This is a genomic window from Flavobacterium sp. 103 (assembly GCF_003096795.1).
In the GTDB taxonomy this organism is placed as follows: domain Bacteria; phylum Bacteroidota; class Bacteroidia; order Flavobacteriales; family Flavobacteriaceae; genus Flavobacterium.
The window spans coordinates 1421108-1435756 of record NZ_QENX01000001.1 but is presented as its reverse complement, the minus strand read 5'-3'; the positions used below and the strand labels follow the sequence as shown (position 1 = coordinate 1435756).

Here is a 14649-nt window from a genome sequence, read left to right as displayed (position 1 = left end):
ACAACAACAACATTGTTTTAAATTTTTTAATACATTCTAGGATGTCTTGCACGAATGATACAAGACTGGTAATATTAACGTTTAGAGAATTGGAATCTCTTACGAGCTTTCTTCTGACCGAATTTCTTACGTTCAACCATTCTTGGATCTCTAGTTAATAAACCTTCTGGTTTCAAGATAGCTCTGTTTTCAGCATTTACTTCACACATAACGCGTGCCAATGCCATTCTTACAGCTTCTGCTTGTCCAGTTGAACCACCTCCATAAACGTTTACTTTTACGTCAAAGTTAGATGCGTTTTCTGTCATAGACATTGGTTGCAAAACTTTGTACTGTAAAGTAGCAGTTGGGAAATAAGTTGCGAATGGTTTTTTGTTTACAACGATAACTCCTGTTCCTTCAGAAACATAAACACGTGCAACAGCGGTCTTTCTTCTACCGATTTTGTGAATAACTCCCATTACTTAAGATCGTTTAGGTTAACAGTTCTAGGTTTTTGAGCCCCTTGTTTGTGCTCAGATCCTACAACAACATTTAAATTTCTAAAAAGTTCAGCTCCTAATTTGTTTTTAGGTAACATTCCTTTTACAGCTTTCTCTACTAGTAATGCAGGATTTTTTGATTGCAATACTTTAGCAGTTAAAGTTCTTTGTCCTCCAGGGTAACCAGTGTGACGGATGTATGTTTTCTCATCCATTTTGTTACCTGTTAGGTTAATTTTTTCTGAGTTGATAACAATTACGTTATCTCCACAGTCCACGTGTGGCGTATAACTTGGCTTGTACTTACCTCTTAAAATCATAGCGACTTTTGAAGCAAGACGACCTAAGTTATGACCGTCAGCATCTACAACAATCCATTCTTTTGTAGAATTGGCTTTTGTTGTTGAAATTGTCTTGTAGCTTAATGCGTTCACAATAATATATTTTAATTAAACATTCCATCCCCAATAAAGGGGTTGCAAAAGTACAATTAATTATTTTAAATACAAATAGCTTATTTGAATATTTTTTTGTTGGATTCCTGCTGATTATCAAATATATATTTGGATTGAGTCAAATAACATTTAGTTTGAGATTCATTTTTTTAAAATAATTTACTGGAATATTTTTTTTGATGTTGCATTTTTTTTGTAATTTTCGCTTTTAACCTTTCAAATGCCTGTTAAATTTTATATATTTAATAAAAATTTAGCATGTTTTGTTTAATCCTTTGTTGTTTTAATTTTTTTAACGACTCTTAATATAGTACCAAATACCATTCTACAATGAAAGCAAAAGCAACATTAAAACAAATTGCAAAAGAACTTAATGTTTCGGTATCGACTGTTTCTAAGGCACTTAATGATAGTCCGGAAATAAGCGAGCAAACAAAAATTAGAATTAAAGAATACGCCAAATTAAAAAATTATAAGCCCAATGTTATTGGTTTGAATCTTAAAAATAGAAAGACTAAAACGATTGGTGTTATTATACCTAATATATTAAACTCCTTTTTCGCCAAAGTTTTTAGTGGTATTGAGAAAGTGGCTGATGAAAAAGGATACAATGTTATTATGTGTATTTCCAATGAGTCGCTAGAAAAAGAAGCCCACACTCTTGAAATGTTGAGTAATGGTACCATAGATGGATTTGTTTTGTCAATTTCTGAAGAAGCGCAAAAGTTACATGAATACAATCATTTCAAGGATATTATAAATGATGGTACTCCGATTGTGATGTTCGACAGAACCACAGACGAAGTGGAATGCGATAAAGTTATTGTGGATGATTTTGATTCAGGTCATAATGCGACGCAGCATTTAATTGATTTGGGGTGTAAAAATATCGCGTTAATTTCATCGGTGGATAATTTGAGTGTCGGTAAATTGAGAGCTGAAGGATACTTAAAGGCATTGAGTGATAATAATATTACAATAAATGAGAATATTATTATCAGAACAGATTCAGAAATGGATCTTATTGATAAAATTACGGACTTGTATTCGAATAATCTTGTTGACGGTGTTTTTGCATTAGATGAAAACGATTCCGTTGCAGCTTTGAAAGTAGGTGCTAAGAAAGGATACAAAATACCAAAGGATCTTAAAATTATTGGTTTTGCGGATGGGATTCTTGCCTCAAGAAGATTATCCCCAAGTTTAACGACAGTTAGTCAACATGGAATTGACATTGGTGAGGTTGCCGTAAAATTGTTAATTGACAGATTGGAATCCAAGGAAGAACACAAGCCTTATGAAACCGTTGTTATCAAAACAAAATTAAAGGAAAGAGAATCTACTAAATAATAAAAAAAGCCATTCAAAATTAAAGAATGGCTTTTTTTATGGATGGTTTTTAATGCTTATGATTTGTTTATTAGTGATATAAAATAAACAAATAAAATTATTACGATAAGAGCAATTCTAAAAGACTTTTGTTGTTGAGCTTTAAGAATGTAGCCATCTTTTTTCAATTCCCAAGTAAACAGTAATTCAAAAATTGTTGATTTAGGTTTTAAAATAAAATCTGAAATTTGATAGCTTTTTTCAGCTTTTTTTAATTCTTCGGCTTCTTCATTTTTGATAGCTAACATGACAGCATTGTCAATTTCTTTTGTGTCAACGTTTCTATTTGATAATTCACTCTTTGCTAATTTGAGTGCTTCAGGGTTCCATTTTTTTGGAGAACCTACAATCGCTAGTAAATCATTCGTCGTTCTGCTTTTAATAGGAGGTTTGAAATTGTCAATCATTCTTAAATTTGTGTTTTTATAAAGTTGCAAAGTGGTTTAATTTGCTGTCTATTTTTTACCATCAATCTTCTGTGAACTGCTGCTGAATACTGAACACTTTCTTAGTGCGCTTCTAACCAATCTTTTCCAGCACCAATTTCTACATCCAAAGGAACTGCCATTGTAAAGGCATTTTCCATCTCATATTTAATCATTGGTTTGATTTTTTCAAGTTCTGAGTTGTGAACATCAAACACAAGCTCATCATGAACCTGAAGTAACATTTTGCTTTTCCAGTTTTCAGAAATTAGTTTTTTATGAATATTGATCATCGCAATTTTGATAATATCTGCGGCACTTCCCTGAATAGGAGCATTCACGGCATTTCTTTCTGCTGCGCCACGAACTACGGCATTCGCTGAATTGATGTCTTTTAAATAGCGACGACGACCAGATATGGTTTGTACATATCCATTTTTTCTGGCAAAATCCACTTGATTGGACATGTATGACTTTAGTTTTGGATAAGACGAATAATAGGCATCAATCAGTTCGGCACTTTCTTTTCGCGAAAGTGAGGTTTGATTGCTCAATCCAAAAGCCGAAACTCCATAGATTATTCCAAAATTCACCGTTTTGGCATTGCTACGTTGTTCTTTTGTAACTTCTTCCAATGGAACATGGAAAACTTTTGCAGCGGTACTTCTGTGAATATCTTCGTGGTTTTTGAAGGCTTTGATCATGTTTTCTTCGCCAGATAAAGCGGCAATAATCCGTAACTCTATTTGCGAATAATCCGCAGAAACCAAAGTGTAATTTTCATCACGGGCAATAAATGCCTTTCGGATCAATCGTCCTCTTTCGGTACGAATCGGGATGTTTTGCAAGTTCGGATTGTTTGAACTCAAACGCCCCGTCGCCGCAACAGTTTGCATGTAATCGGTGTGAACACGTCCCGTTTTTTCATCAACTTGGTTAGGTAAAGCATCAATATAAGTGCTTTGCAATTTTACCATTTGTCTCCATTCAAGAATATCACGGACAATTTCATTGTCATTGGCCAGATAGGATAAAACCTCTTCACCAGTGGCATATTGACCTGTTTTGGTTTTCTTTTGTTTGGCTCCACCAATTTTTAATTTGTCAAATAAAATATCGCCAAGTTGTTTTGGGGAAGCCAAATTAAATTTCTCACCTGCAGTTTCATAGATTTTTTGTTCCAATGCCTTGCTTTCGGTAGCCATTTCAACCGACATTGATTTTAAGAAAGGAACATCCAGATTAATTCCTTCCAATTCCATTGCTGCCAAAACTGGTATTAAAGGAATTTCGATTTCGTCAAATAGTTTTTTGGTTTCAGCTTTATCTAGAATCGGACTGAAATTTTGCTTCAATTGATAGGTAACATCTGCATCTTCAGCGGCATATTCTTTAATGTCTTCCAATGGAACCTCACGCATCGTTTTTTGCCCTTTTCCTTTTTTGCCAATTAAATCTTCAATGGATTTTGGCGAATATTTCAGATAGGTTTCTGATAGAACATCCATATTATGACGCATATCAGGATTAATCAAGTAATGCGCAATCATTGTGTCGAATAGCTTTCCTTTGATTTGAACACCATAATGCGAAAGAATCTTTAAATCATATTTGACGTTTTGGCCTATTTTTTCGATGTTTTCATTTTCGAAAAAAGGTTTGAATTTGTCAACCAAAACTTGTGCTTCATCTTGATTTTCCGGAAACGGTACATAAAATGCTTTTCCTTTTTCGAAAGAAAAGGACATTCCAACCAGTTCGGCATTCAAGGCATCAATTCCTGTAGTTTCGGTGTCAAAACAAACCGAAGTTTGGTTCATTAAGTTTTGCAACAGCAATTTCACGGCAAAATCGCCTTGTATACTTTGGTAAAAATGTTCCGTATTTTCTAAAGTGGCATAATGCGAACTCGATTTTACCTCGCCAGTTTCTTCATCTGAAAAACCGAATAAATCAAACTGGTCTTCATTGGATTTTTTGGCAGGAGCTTTTTTAATTATTTTTTCGCTGTCATTGTCACTGCCATTACCATTTCCGTTACCATTGGTATCGATTTCATCGTATTCTTTTCCAGTTCCAAAAAATTTGTCAAACTGCGCTTTCATTTGACGAAATTCCAATTCCTGAAACAAAGCATCGGTTTTTTCAACATCTGGTTTTGATAATTCGTAATCAGTTTCATTAAATGTTACAGGGCAATCGAGTAGAATGGTTGCTAATTTTTTGGACAAAATTCCTTTGTCTGCATTGGCTTCAATTTTTTCTTTCATGGCACCTTTCAGCTTGTCGGTATTGGCCAAAAGATTTTCCATTGATCCAAATTCCTTCAGTAATTTCTTAGCAGTTACTTCGCCTACACCCGGAAGTCCCGGTATATTATCGGCAGCATCGCCCATCATTCCCAGATAATCAATAACTTGCTCTGGACGTTCTATTTCAAATCGGGCTAAAACTTCTGGAACTCCCCAAATTTCTATACCATTTCCCATACGTGCGGGTTTGTACATAAAAATATTCTCGGAAACCAATTGTGCAAAATCTTTATCAGGAGTAACCATAAAGACTTGATAGTTTTCTTTTTCTGCCTGTTTAGCAATGGTTCCTATTAAATCGTCCGCTTCATAACCGGGTACTTCAATAATCGGAATATGCATTGCCTTCAATAATTCTTGAATGTAGGGAACGGCAATCTTGATCGCTTCTGGAGTTTCGTCGCGATGTGCTTTGTATTCTTTATACATTTCGTATCGATAGGTGCTTCCGCCTTTGTCAAAAGCCACTGCCAAATGGTCTGGCTTGTCTCGTTTTATAACATCCATCAAGGCATTCATAAATCCCATAATAGCCGAAGTATCCATTCCTTTAGAATTGATTCTTGGGTTTTTTATAAAGGCAAAATAACCACGAAATATTAATGCATAGGCATCAAGAAGGTAAAGGCGTTTTTGAACAGACATATAAAAAATTTAGTCTGTAAAAATAGGCAATTGAGTTTTAAAAATGAATTTGTTATCGAAATTTATAATTACCAATAGAAAAGTAATAATGAATTCTTTTTTTGACTTTAAAGATGAGTTCGTTAAGGCAAAGTTAAACTTTTATTGAGGGGTAAATCTTCATTTTGTCTTCATTTATCGGTTATACATTTGACCTATAAATAACAAATTATTAATTCAAAAAACTTAGAAATCATGAAAAAAGTATTGTTGTTAATCGCAGTATTGTTTGGGACAAGCGTTATGGTTAGTGCTAAACCGGTAACTGAAAAATCAGCTACAGCCAAAGAAGTCAAAATGACTAAACACCCAAAACACAAAAAAAACAAAACAGAGAAAAAATCTGCAACAACCGGAACAGCAAGTTCTAGTACCAAAAAATAATGAATGTTTTTGTTTTGTGCACATATGAGGATGGACACAAAACAAAAGGGTTGATTGTTTATGAAAGTCAGTGGAGAAATTTACTGACTTTTTTTTTGTATTTTTAGATACGTTAAAATTTTAATAGCGTAATGTGTTTAATTTTTCTTAATTATTACTTTGAGTGTTTTTAATTACAATCATTTATGAAAATTCTTATTGTTGAAGATAGTCCGGAATTGGCTCTAGAAGTGAAAGAATATCTTTCAGGCAACGGTTATATCTGTAAAATTTCCAAGAATTGTGAAGAGGCATTGGAGGAAATCAACAGTAATGATTATGACATTATGCTTTTGGATTTAGGCTTGCCCGACGGAAGTGGTTTTGATGTTTTAAAAAGCATTCGTAAAACAGATTCCAAAGTTGCGGTGATTATCATTACTGCCCAAGGAGAATTGGAAGACAGAATAAATGGACTGCAACTTGGCGCAGATGATTATTTGACAAAACCTTTTGCTTTAACAGAGTTGGGAGCCCGTTTATTTGCCATTATTCGAAGAATGCACGGATATACTGTTAATCAGTTGGATGTTCATGGGTTTAGTTTGAAGTTGCAAGATTACAAAGTGAGTTATGATGAGATTCCAATTAATTTGACCAAAAAGGAATTTGATATTTTTCAATATTTAGTTTTAAACAAAAATCGTGTAATAACACGTTTGCAGTTAACCGAGCATATTTGGGGAGATATTCTTGAAGTTAACTCCGATTCCAATTTTATAGATGTGCATGTTCGAAATCTTAGAAAAAAATTGGATAAACATTCCTCAATTGAATGGTTTGAAACTGTTAGAAATGTGGGTTATAGGATAAATGTGTAGCGTTTAATAATTAATATTCTGTATATGAAAATCAAGCATCAACTGGCTATTTTTAATGCATTGTCGCGTTTGTTGCTGATTTTGGTTTTATGGCTAATGCTTCCCGTTCTGGTCAAAGAAGTGGTTTACAGCCATATCAATAAAAGTTTACTGGAGAAAAAACAAAAGTTCATTGAGCATTTAGACAAGGAAGAAATAAATGATTTCATTGTTCGGAATGACACTTCCGAGACTTATGCCAGTTTTTCAACTTTACATAGTGAGTTTCTTTCGCTTTCCAGAGTACCTTCTAAGGTCAAAATTGATCAAACACTTTTTATTACAGAGCAAAGAATAATTGAAGATGAGCGAAATGATTATAGAATTCTTCAGTATTATTTTAAGTATGAAAATACAAACTACCTTTTGGAAATTGGAAATAGTTTAAGTGAAATCAATGACCTTACCTTTGTAATTCGATTTTTCTTCATAATTGTTTTAATTATAATTGTGGTCATTACTTTTTTGGCTGATACTTTTTATATCGAATATTTATTAAAGCCTTTTTATAAAATTATTGATACTAAAATCCGTCATGTAAATGAACCCGAATCTTTTGACCACACGCCAATAAAAACGCATTCCAGAGATTTTCAGGAATTGGATACCGTTCTAAATCAAATGATGGACAGAATTACTGAATTGTTTAAGAAGGAAAAGCAATTTATAGCAAATGTTTCCCATGAACTTTTGACTCCAATTGCATTATTGAAAAACAAATTTGAAAATTTACTTCAAAATGAATCTTTGGATGATAATGCAGTGGATAAAATTGTAGGTTCTCTAAGTACATTGGATCTGCTGAAAAAGATAATTGCCAATTTATTGTTGATTTCAAAAATTGAAAACAATCATTATGAAGCAAATGAGGAGATCGATTTTGATGCTATAATTACTGATTTGACAACCGATTTACAAGATAGAATTGAAAACAAGGAATTGTCATTATATATAAATTTGGAGCATCATTTTAGTTTTAGGGGAAATAAAACCCTGATGCATATTCTCTTTTATAATCTAATTGTTAATGCGATTAAATACAATAAATCTTTAGGTACAATTGAAATTAAGGACGGTTTTTTGCATGGAAATTATTTCTTGTCAGTTTCGGATTCGGGTATCGGAATGAATAAAAAACAACAGCAGAATGTTTTCAAACGATTCACCAGAGTAAGTTCTGATCAGGAAGGGCAGGGGCTGGGGCTTGCAATTGTTGAAAGTATTGCTCAATTTCATCATATTACTCTTGAGATAACTTCAGAAATAAATATTGGTACCACTTTTATTTTGTTGTTTCCAAATGAGTCAAAACCCAATTAAAAGTTAATTTTTTCGAGAAGACCAAAACTTCATTTAATCTTCATTTAGCATGTATAGCTTTGACCTATTAATAAACTAAATTATTAATCTAAAATCTAAAATCATGAAAAAATTATTGATGGTATTGGCAGTAGCTTTAGGAACAACAGTTATGGTAAGCGCACAAACTACACCAGCTCAAACTACACCTACTAAAGAAGTAAAAGCTACTAAAAAAGAAGCAAAAAAAGAAACAAAAAAAGCGCACAAAACAGAAGTTAGCAAACCAACTACTACTGAGACTGCAACTCCAAAAAAATAAAATAATCTTTTGTTAGTGAATATTTCATAGAATATTTCAAAAGATGTTAAAAGTTGGTTTTAATAGGAGAAAAGGGGAGATAAAGAAATTTACTCCCTTTTTTTGCGTTAAAATTATGGTAATATGGGTATTTAGCATTTTCAATAGTTGTTACTTTGTATAAAATTTTATAAAATAATGATCTTACGTTTATTCTTTATAGGTGCTATTCTTTTTGTTATTGAGCTTTATGCTTTTCAGGCAATTAAAACTTTAATTAAATTGAAATGGCTGCTGATTTCTTATCAAATAATAAGCCTTTTTCTTTTTGTATTTATCCTTTATTCTTTCACGCAATTTGACCGTTCAGTTGGGCAAACCAAGCAGACGATGTTTACTATGGGCTTGTTGCTGGTGGTTTATCTTCCTAAAATTGTAATGACGGTAATTCTTTTGGGAGAAGATGTATTCCGACTGGCAGCTGGGTCAATCAATTATTTTATTGATAATAATAGTAATTCCGATTTTTTGCCTTCCAGACGTAAATTTGTTAGTCAAATAGGTTTAGGGTTGGCTGCCATTCCTTTTTTATCGCTAATTTATGGAATATTTGAAGGGAAGTATAATTATAAAGTCATAAAGCAAGCGATACATTTTCCGGATTTGCCCGATGCTTTCGATGGCTTTACAATTACCCAAATTTCAGATGTACATAGCGGTAGTTTTGATAATCCTGAGAAGATTAATTACGCTATTGATTTGGTGAATGCCCAGAATTCGGATATGATATTATTTACGGGTGATATTGTTAATACTCACGCCAAGGAAATGCATCCGTGGATTGAAACTTTTAACAGAATTGATAAACATGAATATGGTAAGTTTTCGGTTCTTGGAAATCATGATTATGGAGAATATGTGACTTGGCCAACACAAGCCGCCAAGGATAAAAATTTTGAGGACATAAAAAAGTTATACGGTCAAATAGGATTTCAACTGTTATTGAATGAACATACTTTTATCGAAAAAGACGGCGATAAAATTGCATTGGTTGGAGTAGAAAATTGGGGTAAAAATTTCAAACAGGCTGGTGATTTAAAGAAAGCAGCACAACATTTGAGTAAGGAGGATTTCAAAATCTTAATGAGTCATGATCCAAGTCATTGGAATGAAGTGGTTCAGTACGACGATAAGCATTTTCATTTAACCTTGTCTGGTCATACCCATGGAATGCAGTTTGGGATAGAGATTCCAGGTTTTTTTAAGTGGAGTTTGGCTCAATATGTTTACAAACAATGGGCGGGATTATACGAAAATTTGGGGAGATATGTGTATGTAAATCGTGGTTTTGGATTTCATGCCTATCCTGGCAGGGTTGGGATTATGCCGGAAATCACAGTAATTCAACTAATAAAGAGTAAAAAATTAGCATAATTAGTTTAAAATGCTAAATTTGCAGGATGATATCTCTTTTCGAAAGTAATAGAAATTAAATATTTTGGTTTTATGTCAAAATTTGGAGAACTTATAAATACTCAAGTTCCTGTGTTAATAGATTTTTACACAGATTGGAACGAATCTTCGGTATCGATGCATCCTGTTATAAAAGATGTAGCAGCGGCGCTTGGTGACAAAGTAAAGGTAATCAAGATAGACGTTGACAAAAATCAAGAATTAGCTGATGCTTTACGCATAAAAGGCTTGCCTACTTTGATGATTTATAAAGAAGGTATGATGATCTGGAGACAGTCTGGTGAGTTGGATGCCAATACCTTAATCGGAATAGTGCAAGAGCAATTGTAATCTTTGGTTTTAGATTATTGAATTACTTCAAAAGTAAATCCCCTCTGTTTTAATATTTCCAAAGATCTTGGGAGTGTGTATTCTAAGTTTTTGAATGCTTTTACACTGTCATGGAATACAATTATACTTCCCGATTCTACATTTTGCAATACATTTTCCAGACATTTTTCTGGTGTTATGGTTTGGTCAAAATCAGCGCTAAGTATATCCCACATGATTATTTTATAACCTAATTGTTGCAATTTTTTGGATTGCGAGTTTTTTATTTTGCCGTAAGGTGGACGAAAAATTTTAGATTTTAGATTGGAGATTTTAGGTTGCAGATTTAAGATTTCCGATTCGCACAAGGCAATATTGTATAAATAGTCTTCGGTTGGTGTATTCCATCCTTTCAAATGATTGTAGGTATGATTTCCAATGGAATGACCTTCTTCTATGGTTTTCAAAAAAATAGCTGCATGATTGTTTATGTTTTTTCCAATGCAGAAAAATGTGGCTTTGACCTGATGTTTTTTTAATTCTTCCAAAACCCATTTTGTGATCTCTGGAGTTGGGCCATCATCAAAAGTGAGGTAGATTTTATTCTCCACATTTGGAATGTCCCAAATGTAATTGGAGAATATTTTTTTAATAAAGTTATTTGTTTTAATCCAATAGGGTTTCATAATTCAATAGCACAATTCACTGCAATTTAAACAAAAAAATGCAGTGCTTTTTTAATTGCACTGCATTTTTAAGTGATGATTTTAATCTTGACACCTATTCTTTTTTGCGTCCAAATCGAGCAAATATTTCAATGTAGGTGTTGAAAGTTTTTTTGCTTGAATTATAATGATCCATATCATTACTGTCTTTCATCACAATCAATAAACCTCTGTAGCGTTCTAAATCGGTAATGATTTCAATGCTAATGCTAGATTGTTCAGATGGTGCTAATTTGGCATAATAATTAAGGTTTTCCTTATATTTCTCCATTAGTCTATCTAGTAAGTCATGAGCTTTTGCTTTTTCTCCAACATCATAATATCCTTTTGCGAATGGCTCTAAAAGTGAATAATATCCAAACTTTTCCAAAGGCATTTTTGTCATAGCCAAATCAATGATGTTTTTCGCTTTGTCAATCTTTCCTTCAGCAATGAGTTTGTTCATCAGGCGAGACAAATTCATTCTGTAAGTAAGACTTTCTCTGCGGGTTTCAGGATCGTGGTATATTTTGTCACTTTCGCTATTACCCCAGTCCCATTTCATTACTTTATTATACATATTATCTGCATCAATTCGACCCATATCCATTTGACCTGAATCTTCTGGCAATGCCGTTTTTATTGGAACTAATTTGTAAACCATACCTTCTAATTGAAGATAGTCTTTCATCCATAAATAATCTTCGGCATCAAAAGCTCCTCCACTAAAATACACCGGTCTTTTCCAATTGTTGTTGTTAATTAGATCGAGCATCATTAACCTGTTTTTATAGATGGCGCTTCCTTTGATGGTAATGTCGATGTACGGAACAATAGAATCGCTAAGTATAGGATCAACCACTTTATTCTTTAGGATATTTGCTTTGTCTATCGGAATTCTGATTTTATTTGTTGGGAAGAAATGTATGGTTTGCCCGTTTTGCATTTCTACTGTAGATCTTGGGTCTTTTATAAATTTTATAAAAGCATTTAAATCCCAACGGCTTTCGGTTTTTTGAATGTGTGCTACATAGTCAAGTTTGTCTCCAACGTATTCATCATGTGTAAATGATATCGGTAAAGCTTCAGACTGGTACGCTTTTCTTTTCATTTGATCAATATACCAGTCTGTCATGAATAAGCTGGTGTTAACAATCTTAATGTCGGTACGAATGCCTTCTATTTCTTGAGCATACCAAAGCGGGAAAGTGTCGTTATCCCCAATTGTGAATAAAATGGCGTTAGGATCGCAGGATTCAAGATATGCTTTTGCCATTGCGGTGGCTGTATATTTTCCAGAACGGTCATGGTCATCCCAGTTTTGGTATGCCATAAGCATTGGCGCAGCCAATAAACATCCACCGATAAGCAGTGGTCCGGCAATTTTTGGAGCAAGGTATTTTTGTGCACTTTCATACAATGCATATACTCCGAATCCAATCCAAATCGCAAATACGTAAAACGAACCTACTAAGGCATAGTCTCTTTCGCGGGGTTCAAATGGTCGTTCGTTTAAGTAGATCTTCAATGCAATCCCCAAGAAAAGGAAAAGAGCCAATAAAACATAGAAGCTTTTTCTGTCTTTGCTTGCATGATACATGATTCCGATAAGACCAAGTATAAACGGTAAGAAGAAATACACGTTTCGACCTTTGTTATTTAAAACATCTGAAGGTAAATTTTCTTGTGAGCCTAAATGTAAGTTGTCAAGGAATGTAATTCCGCTTATCCAGTTTCCATCCAGATAATCATATCTTCCTTGTTCGTCGTTTTGTCTTCCAACAAAATTCCACATCAAATATCTCCAATACATATAGCCAAATTGGTATTCAAACATAAAGCTGAAATTATCAGCAGTAGTTGGCTTTTCAATGATTAAATAATCTCCATAATGTTTTAGGAAAGAAACATAACCTTCATTGTCGATCTGTTTTTGAGCATAGGCTTGTCTGAACTCGGCTATCGTTTTTTCAGTTTCGTTTTTTAATTGAGCAATAGCTTTATTGTAATCTTCCTCGCTTAATTTACTTGGATCCAATCCGTATTTTGCTAAATCCTCTTCATAAGGATAGTCAGGATTCATTCTAAATGCTGGTGGATTCGTGAAATTAATGTAGTTTTCGATATGTTCTGTACTCCACATTCTTGGCAAAATAGTTTTTTGATTATCATCACTATTTTGTTCTGCTTTTATGTAGTTGTTTACAATAACATATTTCCCGGTTTTATAATCTCTCTCGTAATTAGGAGCTTTGTCTAAATACGGATTGTTAGGATCCAATCCCGCAAAAGCCTCTGTGTATTGTGGGCCATAAAATAATGGATTTACACCATATTGCTCTCTGTTGTAATAAGCAAGAACTTCGGCAGCATCGGATGGTTTATTTTCGTTAATAACCGTATTTGAATTGGCGCGAATTGGTAACATTAACCAAGTTGAGAATCCAATTAGGATAAAAAGAACGCATAAAAAAAGGGTATTATAATGTATTAATCCTTTTTTATGGGTGTAGTTTAAACCAAAATAAAAGAAAGCTATAAGAAGCAGAGTTACAAAAATGGTTCCTGAATTAAAAGGCAATCCCATTGAATTAACCATGAAAACTTCGGTTTTACCAAAGAATGCCATCGTTAAAGGAAGTAATAATTTGAATATAAAAAGTAAAACAGAAACAACAACAATATTCGCTATAATGAAGTTTTTAACAGTGACTACTTTATAGTTTTTGAAAAAATATAAAAATCCTATTGCAGGAATTGTCAATAGAGACATAAAGTGTACCCCAAAAGACAATCCAACTACCAAAGAAATTAAAAGAAGCCATCTGTTTCCTCTGGGAGTGTTCATGTCTTGTTCCCAGCGCAATCCTAACCATAACAGTAAAGAGATTAATAAGGTAGCCATCGCGTAAACTTCAGCTTCAACAGCATTGAACCAAAAACTATCCGAGAAGGTGTATGCTAAAGCACCAACTAAAGAACTTCCGAGGATTACAATCGAATTGTTTGTGTTGATTTCTGAATATTGTCCAATTATTTTTTTTAGTATCATTGTTGATGACCAAAACATAAATAATATAGTAAACGCACTGGAAAATACAGAAGTCATATTCACCATTAAAGCAATGTGCTCTTTATCCATGGCAAACATCGCAAAAAAAGCACCAATCATTTGGAATAATGGGGCTCCTGGTGGGTGGCCAACCTCAAGTTTGGCGGCTGTAGCGATATATTCACCACAATCCCAAAAACTCATTGTGGGTTCAACAGTAAGTGTATAAGTTATTAATGCGATTGAAAAGGCAAGCCAACCTGTAATTGTATTCCATTTGTTGAAATTGAATGATGTCATATACTAGTCTTCTGTTTTTTTATATGTTTTAAAAAGTGTTACAAAGAAAATGTTTTTTTTTTTAAAGTTAAGTCGCATTATTATAATTTTATTGAAAATAATCGTTTTGGTAAATGCTTTGTCTTTCAGTATTTTAATCAGATTTTGTTTTTTAAATTGAAATTTGTTTCATTTTTTTTGA

Annotated in this window: 13 protein-coding genes; 7 read left to right on the top strand and 6 right to left on the bottom strand. The window is 33.3% G+C overall.

All coding sequences use genetic code 11. From position 1 onward, the window contains the following. Nucleotides 1-74 precede the first annotated feature (74 nt). Both rpsI and rplM read right to left on the bottom strand, forming a co-directional pair. Nucleotides 75-461 carry a 30S ribosomal protein S9 gene (gene rpsI, locus C8C85_RS05865; protein WP_077371473.1) on the bottom strand — a complete coding sequence of 129 codons (387 nt, stop codon included), beginning with the start codon at nucleotides 459-461 and terminating at the stop codon, nucleotides 75-77. Next, nucleotides 461-916, bottom strand: a complete 456-nt coding sequence (gene rplM / locus C8C85_RS05860; RefSeq protein ID WP_111409710.1) for a 50S ribosomal protein L13 — start codon at nucleotides 914-916, stop codon at nucleotides 461-463. Before rplM ends, rpsI begins: the two co-directional genes overlap by 1 nt. A 351-nt stretch (nucleotides 917-1267) precedes the next feature. Between rplM and C8C85_RS05855 the strand changes: the two genes are divergently transcribed. Further along, nucleotides 1268-2287 carry a LacI family DNA-binding transcriptional regulator gene (locus C8C85_RS05855; protein ID WP_116796236.1) on the top strand — a complete coding sequence of 340 codons (1020 nt, stop codon included), beginning with the start codon at nucleotides 1268-1270 and terminating at the stop codon, nucleotides 2285-2287. A gap of 56 nt (nucleotides 2288-2343) precedes the next feature. On the opposite strand, the gene C8C85_RS05850 is transcribed toward C8C85_RS05855, so the two are convergent. Continuing rightward, complete coding sequence (locus tag C8C85_RS05850; protein WP_116796235.1) at nucleotides 2344-2733, bottom strand: hypothetical protein; 390 nt, start codon at nucleotides 2731-2733, stop codon at nucleotides 2344-2346. 101 nt (nucleotides 2734-2834) lie between these two features. Further along, nucleotides 2835-5708, bottom strand: coding sequence for a DNA polymerase I (gene polA, locus C8C85_RS05845; RefSeq protein ID WP_116796234.1), 2874 nt, complete (start codon nucleotides 5706-5708; stop codon nucleotides 2835-2837). 234 nt (nucleotides 5709-5942) lie between these two features. Between polA and C8C85_RS05840 the strand changes: the two genes are divergently transcribed. The 6 genes from C8C85_RS05840 to C8C85_RS05815 all read left to right on the top strand — a co-directional run bounded on the left by C8C85_RS05840 (nucleotide 5943) and on the right by C8C85_RS05815 (nucleotide 10433). Beyond that, the gene (locus C8C85_RS05840) at nucleotides 5943-6131 is read left to right on the top strand and encodes a hypothetical protein (RefSeq protein ID WP_116796233.1); all 189 of its coding nucleotides are present in this window, start codon (nucleotides 5943-5945) and stop codon (nucleotides 6129-6131) included. 185 nt (nucleotides 6132-6316) lie between these two features. Beyond that, nucleotides 6317-6991 (top strand): response regulator transcription factor, encoded by a 675-nt coding sequence (locus tag C8C85_RS05835; protein ID WP_116796232.1) that lies wholly within the window; start codon nucleotides 6317-6319, stop codon nucleotides 6989-6991. Between the two features lie 24 nt (nucleotides 6992-7015). After that, on the top strand, nucleotides 7016-8350 hold the full coding sequence (locus C8C85_RS05830; protein WP_243412070.1) for a sensor histidine kinase: 1335 nt from the start codon (nucleotides 7016-7018) through the stop codon (nucleotides 8348-8350). Nucleotides 8351-8453: 103 nt separating this feature from the next. Beyond that, the gene (locus C8C85_RS05825) at nucleotides 8454-8651 is read left to right on the top strand and encodes a hypothetical protein (protein WP_116796231.1); all 198 of its coding nucleotides are present in this window, start codon (nucleotides 8454-8456) and stop codon (nucleotides 8649-8651) included. A gap of 177 nt (nucleotides 8652-8828) precedes the next feature. Then, on the top strand, nucleotides 8829-10064 hold the full coding sequence (locus C8C85_RS05820; protein ID WP_116796230.1) for a metallophosphoesterase: 1236 nt from the start codon (nucleotides 8829-8831) through the stop codon (nucleotides 10062-10064). Nucleotides 10065-10136: 72 nt separating this feature from the next. Next, the gene (locus C8C85_RS05815) at nucleotides 10137-10433 is read left to right on the top strand and encodes a thioredoxin family protein (protein ID WP_077371545.1); all 297 of its coding nucleotides are present in this window, start codon (nucleotides 10137-10139) and stop codon (nucleotides 10431-10433) included. A gap of 14 nt (nucleotides 10434-10447) precedes the next feature. On the opposite strand, the gene C8C85_RS05810 is transcribed toward C8C85_RS05815, so the two are convergent. Together C8C85_RS05810 and C8C85_RS05805 are read right to left on the bottom strand one after the other, a co-directional pair. After that, nucleotides 10448-11098 carry a polysaccharide deacetylase family protein gene (locus C8C85_RS05810; RefSeq protein WP_116796229.1) on the bottom strand — a complete coding sequence of 217 codons (651 nt, stop codon included), beginning with the start codon at nucleotides 11096-11098 and terminating at the stop codon, nucleotides 10448-10450. Between the two features lie 94 nt (nucleotides 11099-11192). Beyond that, the gene (locus C8C85_RS05805) at nucleotides 11193-14468 is read right to left on the bottom strand and encodes a DUF2723 domain-containing protein (RefSeq protein ID WP_116796228.1); all 3276 of its coding nucleotides are present in this window, start codon (nucleotides 14466-14468) and stop codon (nucleotides 11193-11195) included. Nucleotides 14469-14649 lie beyond the last annotated feature (181 nt).